Source organism: Rhodococcus sp. JG-3 (assembly GCF_000482405.1).
In the GTDB taxonomy this organism is placed as follows: domain Bacteria; phylum Actinomycetota; class Actinomycetes; order Mycobacteriales; family Mycobacteriaceae; genus Rhodococcoides; species Rhodococcoides fascians.
The window spans coordinates 1,260,656-1,283,970 of record NZ_KI519398.1 but is presented as its reverse complement, the minus strand read 5'-3'; the positions used below and the strand labels follow the sequence as shown (position 1 = coordinate 1,283,970).

Below are 23,315 nucleotides of genomic sequence, written 5' to 3'. Positions count from 1 at the left end.
GCGCGCGCGTTTGTCAGATGCGCGCGAATTCTGCAGAATACTTAAGCGATTTCGCGCGCGTTCGGCAAAAGCGCGCGCGTTTGCGACCTAGCCGGGGCCGATGGACTTCACGCGCCACGGTCACCGAACCCGACCCACGTAGACGCTCCCCCTTAGACGCTTCCCCCTAGCCCCTGGCGACGCTTCCCCCAGCCCTGGCGCAAACGCGCGCGCGTTTGTCAGATGCGCGCGGCTTCTGCGGAATAGTTAGGCGATTTCGCGCGCGTTCGGCAAATGCGCGCGCGTTTGCTCGCCACTCGATGTAATTCGCACGCTGCCTCGCGGTGGCGGCAAGGCAGCGGCCCGTTCTACAGCTCGGGCAACGCGCGCCACCAACTCTGCTGGATTCGCCAGGTCCGCCCAGGTCCAGCGCACCACCGGATAGCCGAGATCGCGCACAGCGTCCTCCCGTACCTTCTCTCTGAACACCACGTCGCCGGGGTTCTCATCCTGTCGCAAGTATTTGGTGTACTTGGCTTTACCGTCGAACTCGCATACGACGAGGCCATTGACCATCCAATCGATCCGTGCCACCGATCGCCCACTTGGATCCAGGATCTCCACCTGAGACTCGACGTCGAATCCGGCCTCGCGCAATATGATTCGACTCTGCGATTCCCCGGGGTTTTCACAGCGCCCGTCCATGAGGTTCACCGCTCGTCGCGCCTGCGCCACACCTTTCCAGCCCCGAGCCCGCTGCAACTCCGCGTCGAGCTCACTCTCGTCACAGCACTTCAACGCCACGTCACCTGCGATTACCGCAGACAGCAGCGTCTCGGTTCGAGCAAGGTCGACCACTGTCCGAGCCAGCGAGGTCACCGAGACACCGTCGACCGTCACGCTCGATAAGGACGGTGCACAGTGCACGGTCACAGCCGTATTCGTACGACCGCCGCCGCGGCGGTGTCGGGTGATGTGAACCTTGTCCAATCCGCCAGTGGGTAAGGGTAAACCGTGCAGCAGTGCAGCCGAACGGTGACTGACGACGTAACCACCGGACAAGATCGGCAAAACCGCATCGATCAACAGTCTGTGCCGCTCCTGTTCTGTCAGCCCGGCCAATCTCGTCGACGGAACGTAGACGCCATTCACAAAACGCTCCCAGCCACCCCGCTCATACATTGCGCGCAACTCGTGATCGGCGCTCCCGTCTGCCAGCGCCTCGGAGCGTCGAATCATTCGGTCGTCCTTCATGCTCCGAGTCTCGGCCATGCGTCGACGGAGTCGAGCTCGAAAGCTGACGACTGTGCACAACTCCGGGCCTGTGGATGAATACAGGTACCGGCGTACCAGTTCGCCTAGCTGTCAGTCCCGCAAACGCGCGCGCATTTGTCAGGTGCGCGCAGAATTGTCGACTATCCGGCCACTATTTCGCGCGCGTTCAGCACGTGCGCGCGCGTTTGCGAAGCAGACGGAGCCGAAACAGGTGGACGAGCAAACGAGGCCGCACCGAGCGAAGCGCAGCTGCACCACCAGGAGAACCGGCTCGGCAAAGCGTCGCTGGCCGACTTCACGAGACCGATCCGACAAACGCGCGCGCATTTGTCAGATGCGCGCAGAATTGCCCACGATTGGGCCACTATTTCGCGCGCGTTCAGCAAGTGCGCGCGCGTTTGCGAAAGCCGGAGGGCGAACCGAACAAGCCGAAGGTGGGCGGACAGGGCCGAACCGGTGGGCGGGCCGAAGGTGGGCGGACAGGGCCCAACCGGTGGGCGGGCCGAACAGGTTGAAGGGGGCCGAACCAAGTCGAAGCGAGACTACTGCTGAAGTTTGCGGAACTTGCTGCCGTGGAAGACGATTGGATTGACTTCACTCTGCACTTCGAGGGAATGGATGCGTAGCAACACTATTGCGTGATCGCCCGCGGGGATTTGTTGCTCGACGGTGGTGTCGAGCCAGGCGGTGGCACCGACGATGAAGGCCGCGCCTCCGTCGGTGACGGTGAGGTCGAGACCGGCGAAGCGGTCACCGGTCTTCGCAGCCAGAGTGCGGACGGCATCGTTGTGCGCTTCCCCGAGCACGCTGACGCCGATGTTCGGCGCAACTTCCAGCTTCGGCCACGTGGTCGACGTGTTCTGGATGCACACCGCTACCAACGGCGGATCGATCGACACCGACACGAAGCTACTGGCCGCCAAGCCCACCAGGACACCGTCGATTTTCGCAGCGATCGCCACGACGCCGCTGGGGAACTGCGCGTACGCCTCACGAAGTGTCTGTTGATCGAGGACGGTGCGTGTGAGCGTCATGGAGGATGCTCCCTTTCGATCGTGCGGTGCCGAGCGCACCTCTACTGTTGCAACCTCGTCGCGGCGGCATTCGTTCCGGGCATACGTCTACATCCAGCAAACACCCGATCGAGCGTCGACGCCACAGTCCGAATCCGCGTGATTCGAAGTGACACGTCGAGCACAGGACGTCACTCGTCGTCGTTCGGGCGCGGGGGATCGTCGGGTTCGGGGGCCGGAGCCGGACGATCGGGCTGGACGCACTTGACGATCGGGATGGGGTCGTATTTCACGGTTCTGGTGTTGCGCGAGATCTCCCTGCCCGACGCGGCGTCGCTGATCACCCGGGTGTCACTGGCGGTGAATCCCGGTCCCCCGCCGGATGCGACGCAACCGGCACCGGCCGGCAATGTCACGGTGTTCGGCGAGGTGGGCCGCGTCCGGGGCCCGGTGATCGATTCGACGTCGACGGTTTTGGTGCCCCACAGCCGGACGGTGACGCTGGACGAATCCGCGAACGACTCGATCACCACGCCGGTGTCGTTGGGGTTGGTGAACTTCAGGTCGATGGCACCTTCGAAGACCGTCGCCTCCCGGGCCTCGGGGTATCGACTGATGTAGTAGCTGTGCTCGGTGTGGTCGGTGTCTTCCATGCCCGCGAAGTACGACGCGTTGTACAGAGTCGTCGCGAATTGGCTGATGCCGCCGCCGACGGCACGATCGGGTCGACCGTTGTCGATGATTCCCGATTCGACGAAGCCCTGAGCGGTCCCGCGCGGACCGGTGTACCCGTTGAGCGAGAACGTCTCCTTCGGCTTGACCAGCGCGCCGTTGACGATCTGCGCGGTGAGCCCGATGTTCACGCCCGACGCGTACTCGAAACCTCCGGTCGTGTACTCCGCGACCACCTCTCGCACGCCGAGATTCTCAGCCGCTTCGGTGGTGAGAGCAGGCGGCGCCGGTTCGTAGACGGCCTCGGTCGAGCGCGGACCGTCCGCAGCCAGCAGGGCGGGAAGCTGCTCGAGGGTCTTGTTCCACTCGACCAGCTCACCCATCACCCCGGGAACGACGGTGGGAGCTCCGCCGGAGAACGTGAACGACGCGTCCTTGGGAGGAACTTCGGTGCGGACCAGTTGCGGAGCAAGAATGCCGGTGGCGATACCGGTGTCGTAGATCGGCGTGAGACCGCCCTGCCCGTCCGGGTCGAAGCGCAGCACCTCACCCACACGGTCCACCGGCAACGTCGCATCCACGTTCTGTCGGCCTTCGATGACCACCGGCTCCGAGACCGCGGGCACCGCGACGCTCGACAATGCCTGGTCGACCGCATCCTGCGTCACGGTGACAGGGGTGGATTCGTAGACGACCTCGGTTACACCCGTCGACCACTCGGTCTGCAGATTTCGACGCGTCCCGTCGGCGTCCAGAACTCGCCCGGCCAGCGGTTCGACGGCTACCGGGGTGGCACCTTCGAAGACGACGTCGCCTTCGACGGGCGCACGGTCCGTCTCCGCTCGCAGGCCGTCGATGGCGACCGAGAGTGCCTGCTCGTCGGTGGTGGAGACGACGCCGATCTCCCGGCTTCCGAACAGCGACGTCAGACGCGTGATCGGGTTGATGGGCTGCGTACCCGCGCGATCGAGCGTCGCGTTCCAATCGACTCCCAGCCCGGCCGCGGCAGGCAACACCTCGACCTGCCGGTCGTCGATGCCCACCTGAATCGGCTCCTCCGCCCGAGGTCCCAATTCGGCACGCAGTACGGCCTCGGCGTCGGAATGACTCTTGCCGCCTACCTCGATACCGGCAACGGTTACACCGCGCGGAACCCGATCGCTGGAAGCAATCCAGTCCGCCGCGTACAGCAACCCGAGGACGGCAACCACCGCGCCGGTACCGATGGCAATCTTCTTCCACGGCGGCGTGGACCCGGATCCGTTGTGCTCCGCCGAACCGTTCTCAGGGGTAGTAGAGGGAGGTTCGGCCGGTGGCTGAGGTTGCCCGGCGTCAGAAGCGGACGGCAGAACAACGGGCTGCGCCACCGTCGGCGATTCGTCCGCCACCGGTGCGGGCTGCGCGTCCGCGCCGGGTGCAGCAGACTCGGCCTCGTCGATCTGGTCGACGTCCGAATTATCGGCGGTATCGAGGTCGGCCGGCTCGGATCGTTCGACCTCGGCGGTGCCATCGGCTTCGGTTCCCTCGGCCTGCGTCAGCTCGGAATCGTTCGAGTCGGCATCGTTCGCATCGGATTCGTTCGCATCGGATTCCGTGGCGTCCTGACCCTCGGAGACCGGCTGCTCTGCGTGCTTCGGCTCCTCGGCATCGTCGCGGATGGCCCCGAACACCTCGGTCGGCGTGTCGTACGGCGGTAGGTCGGGGCGGGGCTCGGCACCTTTCGGCGCGTCACCCGACCTACTGTTGCCCTCGCTCACATTCGACCCTTCCAGGACCGTCGATTCATATTCCGGCCTGCTGCGCGGCGTACCCCGCGGACGAGCTTACGCAAACCGCACAGCACCGCTCGTTCCGAGACCCTCGCGTGCGCCGTACGCAAAAGGCCGCACTGCTGCCGGGTCGGGGGTCAGGCAGCAGTACGGAGCCACACGGAATATATGCAGACTTCAACCACTCGTTACAGCGAGTTCGGAATTGCCATCGTCATTTCATTCGATTGAATGAACCGTGGGTCGTCGAACCGTCGTCCTGCTCCACGGCCCGCGCCCAATGTCCCGTCCTGACCAGCGCAAGAGTGAGCAGGAGCCGGTCGCGTGCATCCGTCAGATCACGCCCGGTCAACTCCTCGATTCGACGCACCCTGTAGATGACGGTGTTGCGATGGCAGTAGAGCGCCTTCGCAGCGTTGGTGGGCGAACCGTCCGAAGCGAGCATGTGCGCCAACGTGTCGAGCAACGTTTCTCGGTGGGGCTCCGGGTGTGTGAACAGCGCGCCGAGCGCATGGCGAACCAACAGTTCCGACGACTGATCGTCGGCGGCCATGATCACCCTCGGCAGTCGGTCCGTCGCCAACGCGACGCCACTGTCTTCGGTGATGGTCTCGGCCGTCAGTGCCGCCAGGCGATACGCCGCAGCGAACGACGCCACGCCCTCGGGCGAATGCGCGACACCGACCGGGCCGACCGCCCGCGCGGCTAGGGCGTCGATGACCGATCTCCACGATCCGGTCCCGAGTGCCACGAGCGCGAATTGGTGCCCGTCCCGAGTGTTCCAGTGGGACACTGCGCCGATCTGGTCCATCGCGTCCTCGGGCGCGGGGAGCGGAGGCGACCCCTGATCGTCGAGCGGGCCGACCACGCAGGCGATCTGCTGTGAGGCCGAAAGGCCGAGGGTCGCGCGGGCCTCGATCACGAAAGCCGGATCGCCGCCTCGGCCCGACCGGAGACCGTCCAAGATCACCAGCACATTGGCGAGATCACGCTGCTGCATACGCGCGCTCTCCTGGCGGTACGCCTCGACGAGAGTTTCGTACTGACTGTCCAGCGCTCTCCACAACTGCTGACCGGCGACGAGCAGTAGATGCTCGTCGATCACGGATCTGCATTGTTCACGCTCGAGCATCAACTCTTCCCACAGCGTCCGACTCCCGAGCGTATACGCCTTCAGCACTAACTCCATCGGAATACCTTGGCGCGCACGCTCTCTCCCGGTGCGACGCCATACCTCTCGGGCGTTGTCGCCCGCGGCCGCAAGACCGGACAGCGTGCGTAGGCCCTGGCTGATATGCGCGCGAGTACTGCGACGAATTTCGCCGGCGATGTCAAGAGTGGAGCTTGCCAGGTATGCGGGTTCCTGCTCTATCAGCGCCAGCGTGATCGAGTCGGCAATCGCATCCGCCCGCGGCAACAGCGCGGCCCACGCACCGCGAATCTTCTCCTGGTCGGAGGGCTTCACAGCGCCGCGCGCAGCGGATCGCGACGTAGCGCGACGCACCCCGGGAGAAGCCATCCGCCCATTTTTGCGCACAGAGCCCACATCACAGGGTGATTTGACCGTTACTGGTGCCCAGACACCCAAACATTCTGTGCGGAGCGCCCATACCGCGCGTTGTGCTGGACGCCCCATAGTGGACCCAACAGATTGTGAGGTGCATCACTTGAACTCTCTCGACACGATGGATCCGGTCCTCACCATGACGGACGTCGACGTGTCCTTCGGCGGCATCGTCGCGCTCTCCGGAGTGACCATCGAGGTACGACCCGGCGAAGTCCTCGGCGTCATCGGACCCAATGGGGCAGGCAAAACCACACTCTTCAACGTCGCGTGCGGTCTCGTTCGACCCCAATCGGGAACCCTGGGCCGACACGGCGAAACCTTGAGCCGCCTGCGCCCACACGACCTGCCCCGGCTCGGCATGAGCCGAACGCTGCAGGGACTGGGACTGTTCGATCGAATGACCGTGCTGGACAACGTCATGGTCGGGGCCGACCGAACAGCACGCACCGGAATCCTCAGCGGCCTCCTGGGCCTTCCCTCGAGCGCGGCCGACGACGCGGCGGTCCGCTCGACCGCGATGAACACCCTGGAACGACTGCGCATCGACGGCTACGCGCACCGACTGCCACCGAGCCTGCCCTACGCGGTGCGCAAACGCGTGGCCCTCGCGCGCGCACTGGTGAGCGAACCGTCGTTGATCCTGCTCGACGAACCCGCCTCGGGCCTGTCCAACGACGAAATGAGCGAACTCGGTGACGAGATCCGCTCTCTCACAGCAGTAAACACGGATTCCCAGCCGGACCGACCGGCAACATCGGTCATGCTCGTCGAACACCACATGGACCTCGTCATGACCGTGTGCGACCGGATCTACGTCCTCGACTTCGGCAAGGTCATCGCCCAGGGCACACCGGATCGGATTCGCGAGGATCCGGCCGTACTGGCCGCATATCTCGGAAACGAGGTGGCACATGACAACTGACGCGACACACCTGAAGATCACCGACCTCACCGTGCACTACGGGCCGGTCACCGCCCTCGATTCGGTGTCGATGACCGTCACCGCGGGCACGATCACCGCCGTACTCGGAGCGAACGGTGCCGGAAAGACCACGCTGCTACGCACTGTCTCCGGCCTCCTGAAACCGACGTCGGGACGTATCGAGCTTGCCGGTGTCGACATCGTCGGCATACCTCCGGATCGCATGTCCCGCAAAGGGCTTGCACACGTGCCCGAAGGCCGGGGCGTGATAGCCGAATTGACCGTCGACGAGAACCTTCGCCTCGGTGCGTTGGGACGCAACAGAAGTCACGACGCCGTGACCCTCGATCGAATCTACGACATGTTCCCGCCGCTGACCGGACGCCGAACCTCGTCGGCGCACACGCTGTCGGGCGGAGAACGGCAGATGCTGGTGATCGGTCGAGCACTGATGGCAACACCGTCGGTTCTCCTCCTCGACGAACCGTCGCTCGGGTTGGCACCGAAAGTCGCCGCTCAGATCTTCGAAACGCTGCGCGCACTCGTCGATTCCGAATCGATGACGGTCGTGCTCGTCGAACAGAACGCACGAAGTGCACTGTCCATCGCCGAACATGCCGTCGTCCTCGACCTGGGCAAGGTCGCGGTGGAAGGCCCGGCCGACACCTTGGCCGGGGACGACGCCCTCCGACACGCCTATCTCGGGTTCTAGAGCAAGCCGAAAGGACGCCAGCCACAGTGCAACAACTGCTCACCATCCTCATCAACGGCGTGACGACAGGCATGGTCTATGCCGCGTTCGCCCTCGCTCTCGTCCTCATCTGGCGATCGACCCGCATCGTCAACTTCGCCCAGGCACCGATGGCCATGATCACCACGTACGTCGCATTGGTCGTCATCGACGCCGGTTACTCGTACTGGTTGGGCTTCGGAGTCGCGCTGCTCAGCGGACTGTTGTTGGGAGCGTTGATCGAACGACTCGTCATCCGGTTCGTCGACAGCTCCTCGCACATCAACCCGGTGATTCTGACGCTCGGGTTGTTCATCATCATTCATGCGGTTGCGGCCATCATCTTCGGGAACCAATTTCGTTCGTTCCCAGCACCGTTCGGTCTCACCGGCCAGAAGGTCGGGGACATCAACGTGGCCCTGACCGGATACGACGTGTTCAAGATCGTCGCCGTTCTCGTGGTCCTGGGCTTGCTGATTCTGCTGTTCCGGTTCACCGATCTGGGACTGAAGATGCGCGCCAGCGCATTCGAGCAGGAGGTGGCCAAGCTGCTCGGAGTCCGGGTGAGTCGAATGCTCACGCTCGGTTGGGCTTTGGCCGCAGTCGTCGGATCGCTGGCCGGGCTGCTAATTGCCGGCGGCTCTCTGGTGCACCCCGGGTACATGGACTCGATCGTCGTCTTCGGTTTCGTCGCAGCCGTTCTCGGCGGTCTCGACAGCCCGGCAGGCGCAGTGGTCGGAGGCCTGCTGATGGGCGTCGGGCTCAGTTTCGTCAGCGGCTACCTCGGCCAGGACCTCGTGTCGAGCGCGGCGTTGATCATTCTGATCGTCGTTCTCCTCGTCCGCCCGAGCGGGTTGTTCGCCAGCGCAGCAGCCAGGAGGGTATGACGTGAACGCAACTCTCACTCGAATCACGGCCACCCCGGTACGACGCCACTTCCTCTGCGCTGTCATCGGACTCGTCGTCATCGTGCTGGCGCTCGAATCACTGAGCACCTTCCGTCAGAGTCAGCTGACGTCGGTCGCGTACCTGGCGATCGCAGCCGGCGGATTGACCGTGCTGACCGGTCTGAGCGGGCAGCTCTCACTCGGGCACGGTGCGTTCATGGCCGTCGGTGCGTACACCGCGGCATTGATGCTGCGGGCCAACGATTCCGGATGGTCGGTGCCCCTCGTACTGCTGGCCGCCACCGTGATCTCTGCCCTGGTGGGCGTGGTCGTGGGAGTGGCCGCCGCCCGACTGCACGGCCCGTACCTGGCCGGTGCGACGCTGGCGCTGGCCGTCGCCGTACCGGGACTGGCCCTGTACTTCTCGGACTACCTCGGCGGTGAACAGGGTCTCGTCGTCCCGGCTCCGAAAGTGCCGGACCTGATCGACGACATGATGTTCTTCGTCACCGGAAACGAGCTCAGCGGAACCAAATTCGTCGCCTACGTCAGCTGGGTGCTGCTCGTCGTCGTGTTCTTCCTGTTGGCGAACGTCTCGTCGAGCCGGATCGGCCGTCGATGGCGGGCCGTTCGGGACGACGAAGTAGCCGCCGAGCTGTCCGGGGTCGATCTCGGGCGGGCACGCATCCTGGCGTTCGTCGTCAGCGCCGCATGTGCGGGCGCGGGAGGTGCCGTCCTCGCGATGTCGGCGCGGATCGCGGCCCCGAGCGGGTTCACTCTGACGCTCTCCCTGACATTGCTCTCCGCCGTCGTCATCGGCGGGCTCGGCACCCTGTCCGGGGCACTGATCGGGGCGCTGCTGCTCACCTACATCCCACCGGTGGTCACCAACCTCGGACTCGACCTGGGGCTGAGCAGTCTGCAATCCGCCGAACTCGCACCACTGGTGACCGGCATCTTCACCGTCCTGGTCATCCTGTTCGCCCCACTGGGTCTGGTGGGCACGTTTCGAAGGTTGCGTTCAACCAGAAAAGAGATGAAATGAAGAAGTTCGGATCGGTGGCGGTCAGAACGACCGCACTCGTCGCCGTCGTCTCGTTGGCCGCAGCGTGCGGTGCAGGCGGTAGAGACGAGGCAACAGAATCCTCGGAAGGCTCGACGATCGGCATCACCGACACCTCGGTGAAGATCGGAGCCCACTTCCCCCTGACCGGGGTCGCAGCACCCGGGTACAGCGAAATACCCACGGGCGCAAAGGCATACTTCGACTACGTCAATGCCGCGGGCGGCGTCAACGGCAGGCAGATCGAGTACGTCGTTCGTGACGACTCCTACGATCCGACGACGACCACCCAGGTCGTCAACGAACTCGTCCTCCAGGACGAAGTGTTCGCCGTCGTCGGTGGACTCGGCACCGCGACGCACAGCGCAGTCATCGACTTTCTGAACGAGGAGGGTGTGCCGGATCTCTTCGTCTCCTCCGGCGCGATCATGTGGGGCAACGACCCCGAGAAGTACCCGAATACCTTCGGCTGGCAGCCCGACTACCAGGTCGAGGGCAAGATCATCGGCGACTGGGTGACGAAGAACCGGCCCGACGCCAAGGTCGGGCTGTTCCTCCAGGACGACGATCTCGGCAGGGACAGCGAAGCCGCGGTACGCCAGTATCTCGACGACCAGATCGTCGAGGTCGTGCGCTACACCTCCGGCAACACCGATGTCGCACCACAGATCGCCGCTCTACAGGGTGCCGGAGCCGACCTCGTGCTCGGCTTCAACGTCCCGTCGTACACCGCACTGAGCCAACTGACCGCGATGCGGCTCAACTACGATCCCGAGTGGTTCTACAGTTCGATCGGCTCCGACGTCGACCTGGTCGGTTCTCTGCTCGGACGCTTCTCCCAGGGCGCGGTCACCAACGGTGCCCAGTCCCTCGAAGGCATGATTTCGCTCGAATACATCCCCGGCGTCGACTCCCCCGAGAATCCGTGGACGCAACTGTGGCAGAAGGTCTGGGCTCAGAACGGAACAGGTGACCCACTGACCAACTACCGCATCTACGGACTCAGCCAGGCGTACGCGTTCGTACAGGCACTTCAGGCGGCCGGCGAGAATCCCACCCGTGAGGGCATCGTCTCCGCGATCCAGGACGGCGGAATGGACTTCCAAGGCCCGCAGCTGGCCCCGTTCCGATACTCCGACGAAAGCCACCTCGGAATCTCCGGAGCCAGTGTCTTCCAGATCCGTGGAGGTGTACCCGAGTATCTGACTCCCGTGTTGCAGACCGACATCGGAGACTCGGCAGTGGAGGAATACACCGGGGACGAATCGACTCCGCCGGAGAGCGGCATACCCGGCTGACCGAATACGAAAAGGCACGCAGAGCGAGCTCTGCGTGCCTTTTCGACGTTGTGATCAGCAGATCCGAAAACCCCTCGTTTGCCGGATCCGCCGACCCTGTGACCCCCAGATCGTGTCCCCGTATCGGGGAGCAGCCGAAGCTGCGGTGATCAGCGCTCGATGATGGCGGTGACGCCCTGGCCACCGGCCGCGCAGATCGAGATCAGGCCGCGGCCCGAACCCTTCTCGGCCAGCATCTTCGCCAGCGATGCGACGATGCGTCCACCGGTCGCGGCGAACGGGTGGCCCGCGGCGAGCGAGGACCCGTTGACGTTGAGCTTGCTGCGGTCGATGGAACCGAGCGCACCGTCGAGTCCCAGACGCTCCTTGCAGTACGCGTCGCTCTCGAACGCCTGCAGCGTCGCGAGCACCACCGAAGCGAACGCCTCGTGGATCTCGTAGTAGTCGAAGTCCTGCAGCGTCAGACCGTTGCGGGCGAGCAGACGCGGAATCGCGTACGTCGGGGCCATCAGCAGGCCGTCCTTGAACGATCCGTTGCCGTGGATGTAATCGACGGCGGCGGTCTCGGAATCGACGAGGTGCGCCAGCACCGGCAGGTTGCGCTCGGCAGCCCATTCGTCGCTCGACAGCAGCGCAGCCGACGCGCCGTCGGTCAGCGGAGTCGAGTTGCCGGCCGTCATGGTGGCGTCGCCCAGCTTGGTTCCGAAGACCGGCTTGAGGGTGGACAGCTTCTCGACGGTCGATCCCGGACGCAGGTTGTCGTCGCGGGTCAGGCCGAGGAACGGCGTCACCAGGTCGTCGAAGAATCCACGGTCGTATGCGGCCGCCATGTTGTGGTGGCTCGCTGCGGCCAGTTCGTCCTGTTCCTCGCGGCGGATGCCGAATTCCTTCGCGGTGATGGCGGCGTGATCACCCATCGACAGGCCGGTACGCGGCTCACCGTTGCGGGGGATCTCGATGCCGAGCATGCCGGGACGGACGTTGCCGAGAAGCTTGAGGCGAGCGGTGGTGCTCTTCGCCCGGTTCAGCGAGAGCAGGAACTCGCGCAGTTCGTCGTTGACGCCGATCGGAGCGTCGGACGTCGTGTCCACGCCGCCACCGATACCGGCGTCGATCCGGCCCGAGGCGATGGCGTCGCCGACGGCGATGATCGACTGCAGACCGGTACCGCAGGCCTGCTGGATGTCGAAGGCCGGGGTGTACGGGCTCAGCGCGCTGCCGAGCACGACCTCACGGGTGAGGTTGAAGTCCCGGGAGTGCTTGAGCACGGCACCGGCTGCGACGAGGCCGAGACGCTCGCCCTGCAGACCGAAACGGGCGACGAGACCGTCGATGGTGGCGGTGAGCATGTCCTGGTTGGACGCCAGCGCGTACTTCTTGTCCGAACGCGCGAACGGAATGCGGTTGCCACCGACGATTGCGACCGGTCGTAGCTGCTTGCTTGTCACTGACGTCTCCAAACATCGTCCCCAGCATGTGGGGAATGGCCCTGGTGGAGTTTCATCTTACTGGCGAGTAAGTTGGTTGTCGACACCCGGTCGTGCGCCTCGCCCTCAGAGCGAGCAGCGCTGAATGAAAGGTACGACAGTGGCAGCCTCCAAGGGAGCCCCAGATCTCTACTCAACGTTCCTCGCGTCCGCGCCGGGAGCCTTCATCGCCAAGCAGGCCGGCCTGCCGCAGCCCGAGAAGCTGCGCCGCTACAAGGCAGGCGAGCCGCCACTGGCCGGACCGGTCCTGATCGGCGGCAACGGCCGCCTCGTCGAGCCGCTGCGTGAGCTGCTCTCGGACTACCCGCAGTCGCAGCCGCACGACGACAAGCACGGCGGCCTGGTGTTCGACGCCACCGGCATCGGTAACGTCGCCGAGCTCGAGCAGCTGTTCAAGTTCTTCCAGCCGGTCATCCGCAACCTGGCACCGTCCGCTCGCGTCGTCGTCATCGGCACCACCCCCGAAGAAACGTCGAGCGTCGACGAGCACATCGCGCAGCGCGCCCTCGAAGGCTTCACCCGCAGCGTGGGCAAAGAGGTCAAGCGCGGCGCGACGGCTCAGCTCGTCTACATCTCCCCCAACGCGTCGACCCGACTCTCCGGCCTCGAATCCACCCTGCGCTTCCTGCTGTCGGCCAAGTCCGCCTTCGTCGACGGCCAGGTCATCGTCGTCGGCGACGCCGACTCGCAGGCACCGGCCTCGTGGGACAAGCCGCTCGCCGGCAAGGTCGCCGTCGTCACCGGCGCTGCCCGCGGCATCGGTGCCACCATCGCCGAGGTTCTTGCCCGTGACGGAGCCACCGTCATCGCCGCGGACATTCCCGCAGCGGGAGAAGCACTCTCGCAGACGGCCAACAAGGTCGGCGGCACCTCGCTGGCCCTCGACGTCACCTCCCCCGACGCCGGCCAGGTCCTCTCGAAGCACCTGCTCGAGCGCCACGGCGGGGCCGACATCATCGTGCACAACGCAGGCATCACCCGCGACAAGACCCTCGCGAACATGGACGACGCCCGCTGGAACTCCGTCATCGGCGTCAATCTTGCTGCACCGCAACGTATCACCGACGAGCTGGTGGCATCCGGCGCACTCAAGGAGGGTGGCCGCGTCGTCGACGTCTCGTCCATCGCCGGTATCGCGGGCAACCGCGGCCAGACCAACTACGGCACCTCCAAGGCCGGCGTCATCGGCCTGGTGCACGCCTCCGCACCGGTGCTCGCGAAGAAGAACATCACCATCAACGCCGTAGCCCCCGGCTTCATCGAAACCGCGATGACGGCGGCCATCCCGTTCGCCACCCGCGAGGCCGGACGGCGCATGAGCTCGCTGCTGCAGGGCGGCGAGACCGTCGACGTCGCGGAGTTGGTCTCCTACTTCGCTTCTCCCGCATCCAACGCCGTCACCGGGCAGGTCGTGCGCGTGTGCGGCCAGAGCCTACTCGGCGCATGAGCACCGTCACGCTCACCGAGCAGCCGAAGACGTCCCAGATCTACACCTCGGCTGCACTGGGTGCCTTGCCCTTCCTCGGGTCCAAGTCGAAGACGGTGCCCAGCACCGTGTTCGAGCTCAAGGGCCTGCGAGTGGACCAGGACAACCTGGCCGGCTACTGCCGCGCGACGGGGCTGCGATTCGGCGATCAGCTCCCGATCACCTACCCGTTCACGCTCGTGTTCCCGACAGTGATGAAACTGATGGTGTCCAAGGGCTTTCCGTTCGCCGCCATCGGTTCGGTGCACGCCGAGAACGTCATCGAGCAGTTCCGCGGCATCTCGGCATCGGAGCCGCTGGACATCCGAGTGCACGCGGAGAATCTGCGCGAGCACCGCAAGGGCTTGCTGGTCGACCTGATCAGCGAGGTCAAGGTGGGACGCGAACTGGTCTGGAAGCAGACCTCGAGCTTCCTGAGCCTGCAGAAGACCTCGCTCTCGGGTGGACCCCGTGAAACACCGCCTGCAGACGAGGTACCGCCGCCCCCGACCCGCACCCTGCGCGTCGATCAGCGGATCATCAGCCGGTACGCGGCCATCTCCGGAGACCGCAACCCGATCCACGTATCCTCGCTCGGTGCAAAGGCTTTCGGCTTCCCGAAGACCATCGCACACGGAATGTGGAGTGCTGCAGCGGTACTGCAGACGGTCGAAGGCCGCATCCCGGAGGCCGTGAAGTACAGCATCCGATTCGGCAAGCCGATCATCCTGCCCGCGACGGTGAACGCATACGCCGATGCCGTCGGCACCGGCTGGGACCTGTCACTGAAGAACCCGAAGAAGGGCTACCCGCATCTGACGGGCACCCTGCGCTGAGTTAGCTCGAACTCGAAGTTATGGACGGATTTCCTCGGATTTCCGTCCATAACTTCGAGTTCGGCTGTGTAGGTGGCGGCCAGCTAGGTAGTGGCAGTTTTCTTGCCGGCGAGTCCGCGCCACGCCAGATTTTCCAGGAGGTCCGCTGCCGCGTCGACCTCGATTTCTCCGCCTGCCACGCGGTCGGCCACGGCCTCACCGGCCCCGACCAGCGCTACGGCCATCAGCCCGAAGTTCTGTGACTGTTCCGGGTCTCGGGTACTCATCGCCAGCAGACCTGCGGTCAGCTCGATCAACCGGTCTCGGCTGCTCTGCACCTGCGAGGCGAAAGCCTGCTGACCGATCGCCTGGCGGTAGAGCACCATCCACGACTTTCGGTTCTCGCCGACGAAGCCGAGAAAACCGACCAGCGCACGGCGCAGTTGTTCGCGCGGCGTCAGGGTCGGGTCTGCAGCGGGCGTCAGGGCCTCGACGAACTTGAGGCCCTCACGATGAATGCACGCAGCGAACAGCTCGTCTTTCGAGCCGTAGTACAGATAGAGCATCGGCTTCGAGATGGCCGCCTTCTTGGCGATCGAATCCATCGATGTCTCGTGAAACCCGTTGTCGGAGAACACATCCACTGCCGCGTCGAGCATCTGCTGCTCGCGGACGGCGCGGGGCAGTCTCTTGGTGCCGCCAGCCATGGATCCTCCAATACGTACGAAGCACTAGACGTTACTCCACAGTAAGGTCGAGCGACGACCGATCAGGCTCCGCACGCCCCTTTGAACCGGGCAACCGTCGCCGCCGCCTCGTCCACCTGGGCTGCGGGAAGGCGCCCCGTCGCCACTGCGTCCTCCAGATTGTCCAACACCGCCGGCACCTGATCGGTGGTCAGCCACAACGCCACATCGGCTCCGGCCACCAACGCCGACTCGACCGCGTCGACGATCCCGAGCCGGGCCGTGATCGCCGCCATGCCACTGAGGTCGTCGGTGAAGATCGGACCGTCGAAGGGCTTCGCTCCGTATCCGACGCCGTCGCGCAGCAACGCCATGGCCGCAGGGCTGATGCTGGCGGGAACACCGGGGTCGGTCAGTCCTGGCACGTCGAGGTGGCCGACCATGACGCCCACTCCGGTAGTGTCGAGCGCGGCGAACGGCAGCAGATCCTTGGCTTTCAGCTCGTCGAGCGGCGGCGTGGTGACGGCCCCGGTGTGCGAGTCACCCGAACCCGAGCCGTGCCCGGGAAAGTGCTTGATGACCGGCTCGACACCCGCATCCTTCAACCCCTTCGCGTACGCCCCCGCGTACTCGATGACGACCTGCGGATCGTCGGAGAACGAGCGGTCGCCGATGACGGAATCATCGGGCTGAGCACTGACGTCGACAACCGGCGCGAAGTCGACGGTGACGCCGAGATCCTTCAGTCCCCGGCCTCGCGTCAAGGCCTCCTGATACGCCTCGTCCACCGACATCGTCTGCGCCAGTTCCCGCGCCGACGGTGCCGCACCCAACAGATCGGCAACCCGCGACACGCGTCCGCCTTCTTCGTCGATCGTCACCATCGGTGCCACCGCGGACGCGTCGAGCACCTGCGGAACCTCACGGTTACCGAGCATCGACTCGTCGGTCCAGCTGCCGACGAAGATCCCGCCCACCTGCTCGGTGGACATGATCCGAATCGCGTCCTGCGTTCCGGTGACGCCCACGGTGAGCAATTGAGCGAGACGTTGCCGCTCGGTCAGACCGTCGACGAAGGTGACACACGCGTCGGCCGGCGGAGGCGTCGACTGCGGGACCGTCGTCTGCGGTGCGGTCGTCGTCGAGGACGGGGCCGATTGCGTCGAGGCCACCTGCGACGATTCACTGGAACACGAGACGAGCAACCCCACCCCGACCGTCAGTGCTGCAGCGGACCGAACCGAAAACCGAAGTCGCATGGAATACGACGGTAGCCGAGAAGTTGCGTGTTGCTGACCGCCCTCCGGTTGGGATCAATGCGACTTTGTTGCACTCCGAGCGACCGAAACCCACATTGATCCGGGGCGGGGGCGGGGTAATCTGGACGAAAGCGACATGAGGAGAATCACCACCATGACTGCTGACCTCATACTCATTGCCTACGACGGTTCCGACAACGCCAAACGAGCCATCGACTATGCGGGACGGTTTCTCACCACCTCTCGCGCGATCGTCGTCACGGCCTGGGAACCGATGGTGCGTCAAGCAGCGCGGATGTCGGGTCTGTCGGGTGTCATGCAGCCCGAGTGGGTGCCGGACGACGAGGCCGAGGACGTCGCTCTCACCGATGCGAAGGTGACCAACAGCGAGGGCGTCGCCCTGGCCGAGGCCGCAGGCCTGAAGGTGGAAGGCCAGTGCACCGAATGCACCACCGCCATCTGGAGCGCGATCGTGGAGAAGGCCGACGAGATGAACGTCGACATCATCGTCACCGGCACCAGAGGCACCACGGGGCTGCGGGCCCTACTGCAGAGCTCGGTGGCCGAGCACGTGCTGCGGCACAGCCATCGACCCGTGCTGATCGTTCCTCCCGGAAAATAACGCGTCCACCGGCCGGTTCACAGGGTGCAGGTGATACCGTGATGCCCGCGTGGGGGACAACCTCGCCCACTGCTTCACTGAGCCGACTGACTGGAGAACCGAGATGAAGTTCGCTGTCCCGGGTGTCATTGCCGCCGTCGTCGGAGCCGTACTGGGTGCCGGTGTCGTATTCGGAGTCACCGCCGGTGCAGCAGACAACTCTCGGCCGGACATCGATCGCACCGGAAACGCCGACTCGTCCTTGCTGAACCAGGTTGAGTACGGCAGCCGCTGACGCTGGTCGCTCACGTGGATCGTTGATCTCGGCCGAGCCGCTCGGTCGGATTTGGCTCTTCGGAGTCTCCGCTCTCGCATTCCTGCTCACGTTTCTGCAGGTCCCGGGCTTCACCGTCGCCGATACCAAGTACGACCTGGCGCAGAACCCTCTCGGATTTCTCGAACGCGCCTCGCATCAGTGGAACAGCGCCGCACCGCTGGGCCAGGTTCAGAATCAGGCCTACGGCTACTTCTTCCCGCACGGAGCGTTCTTCGCCGGCGGTGATCTGCTGTCGATTCCGCCGTGGATCACCCAGCGCATCTGGTGGGCACTGCTGCTCGTCGCCGGCTTCTGGGGAATCGTCCGGCTCGCCGAGGCACTCGGTGTCGGCAGCCGCACTTCCCGTCTGATCGCAGCGACAGCATTCGTGCTGTCCCCCAGGGTGATCACCACTCTGGCGTCGATCTCCTCGGAGACGATGCCCATGATGCTCGCGCCGTGGGTGCTCGTTCCCATCGTTCGTTGCCTGAACACTCGGCCCGCTGGGAACACGGTTCGGCGTGCGGCGGCACAATCGGCGCTGGCCGTGGCGTTGATGGGCGCGGTCAATGCCGTCGCGACGGCCGCCGCCGTTCTGGTTGCCGTCATCTGGCTGCTGTGCCATCGGCCGAACCGCCGCTGGCTGGTGTTCGCGGCCTGGTGGACCGGCTTTCTGGTGCTGGCGACACTGTGGTGGATCGTCCCACTGCTGTTGCTGGGCAAGGTCTCTCCGCCGTTTCTCGACTACATCGAGTCGTCCGACACGACGACCCAGTGGACGTCGCTGACCGAGGTGCTGCGCGGTACCGGCAGCTGGACCCCGTTCGTCTCTCCCGAGCGGGTGGCGGGCGCCGTGCTGGTGACTCAGCCTGCTGCCGTGATCGCAACCGGCTTGATCGCGGCCGCAGGCATTGCGGGTCTGGCGATGCGCTCGATGCCGGCCCGCGGCCGATTGACGGTCATGTTGTTCGTCGGCCTCGTCGGCCTGGGCGCGGGGTTCGTCGGCGATCTCGACGGTCCGTTCGCGGCAACCGTGCGAGTGTTCCTCGATTCCGCGGGCGCGCCTCTGCGCAACATTCACAAACTAGAGCCGGTCATACGAATCCCGTTGGTACTCGGCCTCGCTCATCTTCTGGCCCGGGTTCCACTGCCGGGTTCGGTTCCACGGCCGACGTGGCGAGCGGCCGTCGCGCATCCCGAGAAGCACCCGATGACGGCGGTGACCGCGCTGATCCTGGTAGCGCTGACGCTCTCGACGGCGCTGGCGTGGACGGGCAAGCTCGCGCCACGCGGTGCGTACGAGTCCGTGCCGCAGTACTGGCACGACGCCGCGGACTGGCTCACCGACCACGCCTCCGGCTCGAGTCCCGACGGTTCCGACGCGCAGCGCGCCTTGATCGTGCCCGGCGCACCGTTCGCTCTGCAGACCTGGGGCCTGACGCGCGACGAGCCGTTGCAGGCTCTCGCGACCACGCCCTGGGCCGTCCGAGATGCGGTGCCGCTCACGCCGCCCGGTGCCATTCGCGCCCTCGACTCGGTGCAACGACTCTTCGCCGACGGCAGGCCGTCGACCGGCTTGGCCGACACCCTTGTGGGACAGGGCATCAGCTACGTCGTCGTGCGCAACGACCTGGATCCGGAGGACTCGCGGTCCACCCGACCGGCGTCCGTCCACCGCGTGCTCGACGGTTCGCCGGGGCTCGAGAAGGTGGCAGAGTTCGGCGAGGACGTGGCACCGGGTCAGGTGGACGGGGTGGTTCTGGACGGCGATCTACGGCCTCCGTATCCGGCCGTCGAGATCTACGAGGTCGATGCCGCAGCGGACGTACCTGCCTCCGGCCCGTACACGGTCGATGTGGATCGGGTGCCGGTGGTACAGGGCGGGCCCGAGTCCATTCTGCGATCGAACGAGTTGCGCAACAACGGTGTTCGCCTGCCCGTTCCGGCCGGGCCGACGCTGTTGGCGCCGGATGCAGCTGCTGCGGGCCTGCCCGTCGATTCGGTGACGGTGACCGACACACCGATGAATCGCGAGACCGACTTCGGTCAGGTGGACAATCACAACTCCGCGTTGCGGGCCGCCGACGAGCCCCGCCGTTCGCTCAACGAGGTGCCCGATTATCCGGTGTACGGGGCGCAGACCGTGGACGCCGAGTGGGAGGGCGCGACGTTGACCGCGTCGAGTTCGGCGTCGGACGCGACTCAGATCGGGGGCAGTGTGCCCGGCAGCGGGGTCGCGGCCGCAGTGGACGGCGACCTGGCCACCGATTGGATCAGCAACGGCATCGAACGCGCGGTGGGGCAATGGCTTCAACTCGATTTCGATACTCCGGTGCGCGGCGGGCTGCTGCACATGCGGACCAGCCCGGGAACGATCGGAGACCCGGTCAAGTGGGTCGAGGTCACCACTCCGAACGGCTCGACGGCGGCCCGGGTGGACAAGCCGGGAGACCCGATGACGGTGTCGCTGCCCGGTGGTGAAACTCCGTGGCTGCGCATCACCGCGAAGTCGACGGTCGACGGCACCCGGGGCAGTCAGTTCGGCATCAGCGAGGTGTCGGTGGACGACTACTCCGATCGAGACAACCCCAAGCCGGTCTCCATCGTGCATCGCGCGGTACTGCCACCCACTCCCGCGGGCGCGAGCGTCGACGCGTGGGAGCTGGGCCAAGAATTTCCGGGCCGCTCCGGTTGTCTGGACACCGACGATCGAATCCGGTGCAGCAGTGGACTGTCCAAGTCGCCGGAGGAACTGGGCCGCTTCTCGCGCACGATCGACGTCCCGATGGGCACCGCGGTGATCCCCGAGCTGACGGTACGCACGCGGCAGTCCCCCGAGCTCGAGGCCCTGCTGGCCCAGCCCGGCCGGCCTTTGGCGAGTGGGGCGTCCGACGTCGCGGACCTCGACGGCTCTGCCTTCGCCGCCACCGACGGCGACCCGCGTACGTCGTGGACGGCACCGGAGAAGTCGATCACCGATCGAGCCGGCACCGACCCCACTCTCACCATCCAATTGCCCGCCCCGACACTGGTGGACGGCCTCGAGCTGAGCCCCAGCCTCGGCGCATTGCCTGCCCACCCCACGCGGGTGGCAGTGAATCTGGGCAACGGTCCGATGGTGCGCGATGTGAATACCGAGGGTTCGACGACACTCGCGTTGGCACCGTACGTGACCGACAGGATCGTGCTGTCCATCGTCGACTGGGACGGCGTACTCGACCGAAACTCGTTGGGCTTCATCCAATCTCAACCGCCCGGATTTGCCGAGGTCACACCGTTGTCCGCCGGTGAGCCGATCGGGCCGCCGTACGACGGTGACCGGCAGATCACGGTCGACTGCTTCGACGGACCCCTGGTGTCCATCGCGGGGCAGACGGTGCGCACCTCGGTGACGGCGACCGCAGACCAATTCCGTTCCGGCGCAGCTCTACCCGCATCGGTCTGCGACGCGGACATCCCGGTCAACGAAAAGTTCGTCAATCCCGTGTCGCTCCCCGAGGGACGCCAGGACATCGTCGTCGAACCCGGAGCGTCGTTCTTCGTCGACGGGCTTCGACTGCGCACCATGCCCATTCCGGCGTTGTGGCCGGACACGTCTGCACCGCAGGCGGCGCGCACCACAGCATGGAGCCCCGATCACCGCGAAGTGACCCTCACCTCGAGCACCTCGGATCGCCTGCTCGTCATCCCCGAAAGCAACAACAGTGGCTGGCGGGCAACGACACCCGGAGGGACCGAACTGACCCCGGTGGTCGTCGACGGCTGGCAGCAGGCCTGGATCGTCCCGGCCGGGGCGTCGGGCACGGTGTCGTTGGATTTCACCACCGACCGCTGGTACCGACTCGGGATCTTCGGCGGACTACTGCTGTTGATTCCGCTGCTGATCTTCGCGCTGCGGCGGCCTCGCGGCGTCGTCGATCCAGGCCCCGCGCCCAGACCCTGGCGTAGCACCCCGGTGGCGTTCGCGGCGCTGCTCGGCGCGGCGATCGTGCTGGCAGGCGTCGTCGGAGCGATTTCGGTGCTGGTTCTCGGTGCCGGCTCGGCGCTGCTGAACCGCCGTTACGGGTCGGAGCTCACGTCTCGCGTATCGGTGTGCGCAGCAGGAGGATTCGCCCTGCTGGGAGCAGCGCTGCTCTCACTCGGGCCGTGGCGGTCGGCCGACGGATATGTGGGCGGGTCCTACGCGGTGCAGCTGGCCTCGTTGATCGGCATCGTCGCGTTGGCCGTCAGCGCGATGCGGAAGCCGTGACCGCCTTCTTCGGCGCGAACCTGCGCCGGGCCGGCTCTTCCACCAGCGCATAGCTCGCGGCAGCGACCGGAATCGACAGCGCCAAGGTCACCGTCAGCACGAACCACATGCCGCCGGAGAAGGGGACGATGCCGAACACCGGGAACACGACGGCGAGCACGGCCAGGTGCCAGATGAAGATCCCGTACGACCAGCGGCCGAGGGTCAGCATCACCGGATGCTCGAACACCCGATGCCTGCGGCCGGAATCGGCCAGCACCAACGGCGAGAGCATCGCGAACGCCAGCACGGCACCGAGGACGATCTTGAGCTCGAACTGCCACGGCTCGGGCCGCACCAATCCTTGTGGGCCCGCCAGCGGCGTCGCCGACAGAACGAATGCCGTCACCGCGATCGCGGGCATCACCCATGTGCGACGCGCCCAACGATGCACCCACATCTGCGGACCGACCGATACTTCGGCGAGCACCATGCCCGCGGCGAACCACGGGAAGTAGCCGGGCAACCAGTTGTCGTGATGGATGGCTTCCGGTGTCGCGATCGGAATGAACGCCCAGGAGAGCGTCACCGCGGACGCAGCGAGCAGAACCCACACTCGGTACCTCGCCGACGATCCCCGAAGCCGGATCGTCAGCCAGGCGAACAGCGGCAGCAACAGATAGAACGCCACTTCGACCGACAACGACCACATCTGCGTCATGCCCTCGGTCAGTGTCAGCGGTACGAACACCTGGGTCAGCGACAGGTTGGCCAGCCACACCCGATAGTCCCCGCCTGCGTGCGGCAGAAACAGCAGGACGAGCACCGTGACCACCCAGTAGGCGGGCAGGATGCGCACTGCGCGTGACCAGAAGTAGCGGCGAGTGGGCTGCGCCTGCGTGAGTCCGCGGGCCTGCGCGGCATGCGGGCGCCACAGCAGAAATCCCGACAGCGCGAAGAAGATCGCCACCGTGAGATCGAACCGGCCCCAGACTCGGCCCATCAGCGGGGAATTGGCGGCCCCGGTCTGGAATGCGACGTGGGTGACGACGATGCCGAGCGCGGCAACTGCCCGCATCCCCTCCAGAGCGGGCACGAAGGCACGCAACGGTACGACGGACGCCGAGTGGACTCGAGTGCTCATGGTGGCTCAAGTGTGCCGTGTCGAACCGGCATGGACGAGACCGGTGCCACTGTCGACTGTTACTGTCACCTGCGACGTGTCGTAAGAAATCGGGCAGCGCATCGGGGAATTCGTACGATCCCGCCTGCGGTGTCTTCCA

Annotated in this window: 18 protein-coding genes; 10 read left to right on the top strand and 8 right to left on the bottom strand. The window is 65.6% G+C overall.

Annotated elements, in window-relative coordinates; genetic code table 11:
- Window positions 1-246: 246 nt before the first annotated feature.
- The 4 genes from K414_RS0107490 to K414_RS26270 form a co-directional block, all read right to left on the bottom strand.
- Window positions 247-1,233 (bottom strand): hypothetical protein, encoded by a 987-nt coding sequence (locus tag K414_RS0107490; protein WP_037219862.1) that lies wholly within the window; start codon window positions 1,231-1,233, stop codon window positions 247-249.
- Between the two features lie 563 nt (window positions 1,234-1,796).
- Window positions 1,797-2,288: a flavin reductase family protein gene (locus tag K414_RS0107485; RefSeq protein ID WP_027495391.1), complete on the bottom strand. Its 492-nt coding sequence runs from the start codon at window positions 2,286-2,288 to the stop codon at window positions 1,797-1,799.
- A 170-nt stretch (window positions 2,289-2,458) separates the two neighbouring features.
- Window positions 2,459-4,696, bottom strand: coding sequence for a VanW family protein (locus K414_RS26275; RefSeq protein WP_051364985.1), 2,238 nt, complete (start codon window positions 4,694-4,696; stop codon window positions 2,459-2,461).
- 226 nt (window positions 4,697-4,922) lie between these two features.
- Window positions 4,923-6,227, bottom strand: coding sequence for a helix-turn-helix domain-containing protein (locus tag K414_RS26270; RefSeq protein ID WP_051364984.1), 1,305 nt, complete (start codon window positions 6,225-6,227; stop codon window positions 4,923-4,925).
- A 148-nt stretch (window positions 6,228-6,375) separates the two neighbouring features.
- On the opposite strand from K414_RS26270, the gene K414_RS0107470 reads away from it, so the two are divergent.
- The 5 genes from K414_RS0107470 to K414_RS0107450 are packed head-to-tail and all read left to right on the top strand — an operon-like array spanning window position 6,376 to window position 11,175.
- The gene (locus K414_RS0107470) at window positions 6,376-7,197 is read left to right on the top strand and encodes an ABC transporter ATP-binding protein (RefSeq protein WP_237606150.1); all 822 of its coding nucleotides are present in this window, start codon (window positions 6,376-6,378) and stop codon (window positions 7,195-7,197) included.
- Entirely contained in the window at window positions 7,187-7,909 is a 723-nt protein-coding gene (locus K414_RS0107465) for an ABC transporter ATP-binding protein (protein WP_027495389.1), read from the top strand. The genes K414_RS0107470 and K414_RS0107465 overlap by 11 nt, the downstream gene beginning before the upstream one ends.
- A 26-nt stretch (window positions 7,910-7,935) precedes the next feature.
- Window positions 7,936-8,814: a branched-chain amino acid ABC transporter permease gene (locus tag K414_RS0107460; RefSeq protein ID WP_027495388.1), complete on the top strand. Its 879-nt coding sequence runs from the start codon at window positions 7,936-7,938 to the stop codon at window positions 8,812-8,814.
- A gap of 1 nt (window position 8,815) precedes the next feature.
- A complete protein-coding gene (locus tag K414_RS0107455) occupies window positions 8,816-9,859 on the top strand; it encodes a branched-chain amino acid ABC transporter permease (RefSeq protein WP_027495387.1) in 1,044 nt (347 codons plus the stop codon).
- Window positions 9,856-11,175: an ABC transporter substrate-binding protein gene (locus K414_RS0107450; RefSeq protein WP_027495386.1), complete on the top strand. Its 1,320-nt coding sequence runs from the start codon at window positions 9,856-9,858 to the stop codon at window positions 11,173-11,175. The genes K414_RS0107455 and K414_RS0107450 overlap by 4 nt, the downstream gene beginning before the upstream one ends.
- A 149-nt stretch (window positions 11,176-11,324) precedes the next feature.
- Here the strand turns inward: K414_RS0107450 and K414_RS0107445 are convergent, their stop codons facing one another.
- Window positions 11,325-12,623 (bottom strand): acetyl-CoA C-acetyltransferase, encoded by a 1,299-nt coding sequence (locus K414_RS0107445; protein ID WP_027495385.1) that lies wholly within the window; start codon window positions 12,621-12,623, stop codon window positions 11,325-11,327.
- Window positions 12,624-12,762: 139 nt separating this feature from the next.
- On the opposite strand from K414_RS0107445, the gene K414_RS0107440 reads away from it, so the two are divergent.
- Together K414_RS0107440 and K414_RS0107435 are read left to right on the top strand one after the other, a co-directional pair.
- Window positions 12,763-14,109: a 3-oxoacyl-ACP reductase gene (locus K414_RS0107440; RefSeq protein WP_027495384.1), complete on the top strand. Its 1,347-nt coding sequence runs from the start codon at window positions 12,763-12,765 to the stop codon at window positions 14,107-14,109.
- Window positions 14,106-14,963, top strand: a complete 858-nt coding sequence (locus K414_RS0107435; RefSeq protein WP_027495383.1) for a MaoC/PaaZ C-terminal domain-containing protein — start codon at window positions 14,106-14,108, stop codon at window positions 14,961-14,963. Before K414_RS0107440 ends, K414_RS0107435 begins: the two co-directional genes overlap by 4 nt.
- A gap of 83 nt (window positions 14,964-15,046) precedes the next feature.
- On the opposite strand, the gene K414_RS0107430 is transcribed toward K414_RS0107435, so the two are convergent.
- Together K414_RS0107430 and K414_RS0107425 are read right to left on the bottom strand one after the other, a co-directional pair.
- Window positions 15,047-15,649, bottom strand: a complete 603-nt coding sequence (locus K414_RS0107430) for a TetR/AcrR family transcriptional regulator (protein ID WP_027495382.1) — start codon at window positions 15,647-15,649, stop codon at window positions 15,047-15,049.
- Window positions 15,650-15,711: 62 nt separating this feature from the next.
- On the bottom strand, window positions 15,712-16,887 hold the full coding sequence (locus tag K414_RS0107425) for a glycoside hydrolase family 3 N-terminal domain-containing protein (protein ID WP_027495381.1): 1,176 nt from the start codon (window positions 16,885-16,887) through the stop codon (window positions 15,712-15,714).
- Window positions 16,888-17,041: 154 nt separating this feature from the next.
- Here K414_RS0107425 and K414_RS0107420 point away from each other — a divergent pair, with 154 nt between their 5' ends.
- From K414_RS0107420 to K414_RS26265, 3 genes are all read left to right on the top strand, one after another.
- Window positions 17,042-17,509, top strand: a complete 468-nt coding sequence (locus K414_RS0107420; protein WP_027495380.1) for a universal stress protein — start codon at window positions 17,042-17,044, stop codon at window positions 17,507-17,509.
- 103 nt (window positions 17,510-17,612) lie between these two features.
- Window positions 17,613-17,783, top strand: a complete 171-nt coding sequence (locus tag K414_RS28470) for a DUF2613 domain-containing protein (RefSeq protein WP_072692026.1) — start codon at window positions 17,613-17,615, stop codon at window positions 17,781-17,783.
- A gap of 22 nt (window positions 17,784-17,805) precedes the next feature.
- Complete coding sequence (locus tag K414_RS26265) at window positions 17,806-22,053, top strand: alpha-(1->3)-arabinofuranosyltransferase (protein WP_152530375.1); 4,248 nt, start codon at window positions 17,806-17,808, stop codon at window positions 22,051-22,053.
- Here K414_RS26265 and K414_RS28465 read toward each other — a convergent pair.
- Window positions 22,031-23,176, bottom strand: a complete 1,146-nt coding sequence (locus tag K414_RS28465) for an acyltransferase (RefSeq protein ID WP_027495379.1) — start codon at window positions 23,174-23,176, stop codon at window positions 22,031-22,033. The two genes, K414_RS26265 and K414_RS28465, sit on opposite strands and share 23 nt — an antisense overlap.
- Window positions 23,177-23,315: the final 139 nt, after the last annotated feature.

What these genes read in the sequence shown, in the direction of transcription:
- K414_RS0107490 (WP_037219862.1), bottom strand. Translation starts at nt 1,233, where the DNA reads ATGAAGGACGACCGAATGATTCGACGCTCCGAGGCGCTGGCAGACGGG.
- K414_RS0107485 (WP_027495391.1), bottom strand. Translation starts at nt 2,288, where the DNA reads ATGACGCTCACACGCACCGTCCTCGATCAACAGACACTTCGTGAGGCG.
- K414_RS26270 (WP_051364984.1), bottom strand. Translation starts at nt 6,227, where the DNA reads ATGGCTTCTCCCGGGGTGCGTCGCGCTACGTCGCGATCCGCTGCGCGC.
- K414_RS0107465 (WP_027495389.1), top strand. Translation starts at nt 7,187, where the DNA reads ATGACAACTGACGCGACACACCTGAAGATCACCGACCTCACCGTGCAC.
- K414_RS0107450 (WP_027495386.1), top strand. Translation starts at nt 9,856, where the DNA reads ATGAAGAAGTTCGGATCGGTGGCGGTCAGAACGACCGCACTCGTCGCC.
- K414_RS0107435 (WP_027495383.1), top strand. Translation starts at nt 14,106, where the DNA reads ATGAGCACCGTCACGCTCACCGAGCAGCCGAAGACGTCCCAGATCTAC.
- K414_RS0107430 (WP_027495382.1), bottom strand. Translation starts at nt 15,649, where the DNA reads ATGGCTGGCGGCACCAAGAGACTGCCCCGCGCCGTCCGCGAGCAGCAG.
- K414_RS0107425 (WP_027495381.1), bottom strand. Translation starts at nt 16,887, where the DNA reads ATGCGACTTCGGTTTTCGGTTCGGTCCGCTGCAGCACTGACGGTCGGG.
- K414_RS0107420 (WP_027495380.1), top strand. Translation starts at nt 17,042, where the DNA reads ATGACTGCTGACCTCATACTCATTGCCTACGACGGTTCCGACAACGCC.
- K414_RS28470 (WP_072692026.1), top strand. Translation starts at nt 17,613, where the DNA reads ATGAAGTTCGCTGTCCCGGGTGTCATTGCCGCCGTCGTCGGAGCCGTA.
- K414_RS28465 (WP_027495379.1), bottom strand. Translation starts at nt 23,176, where the DNA reads ATGAGCACTCGAGTCCACTCGGCGTCCGTCGTACCGTTGCGTGCCTTC.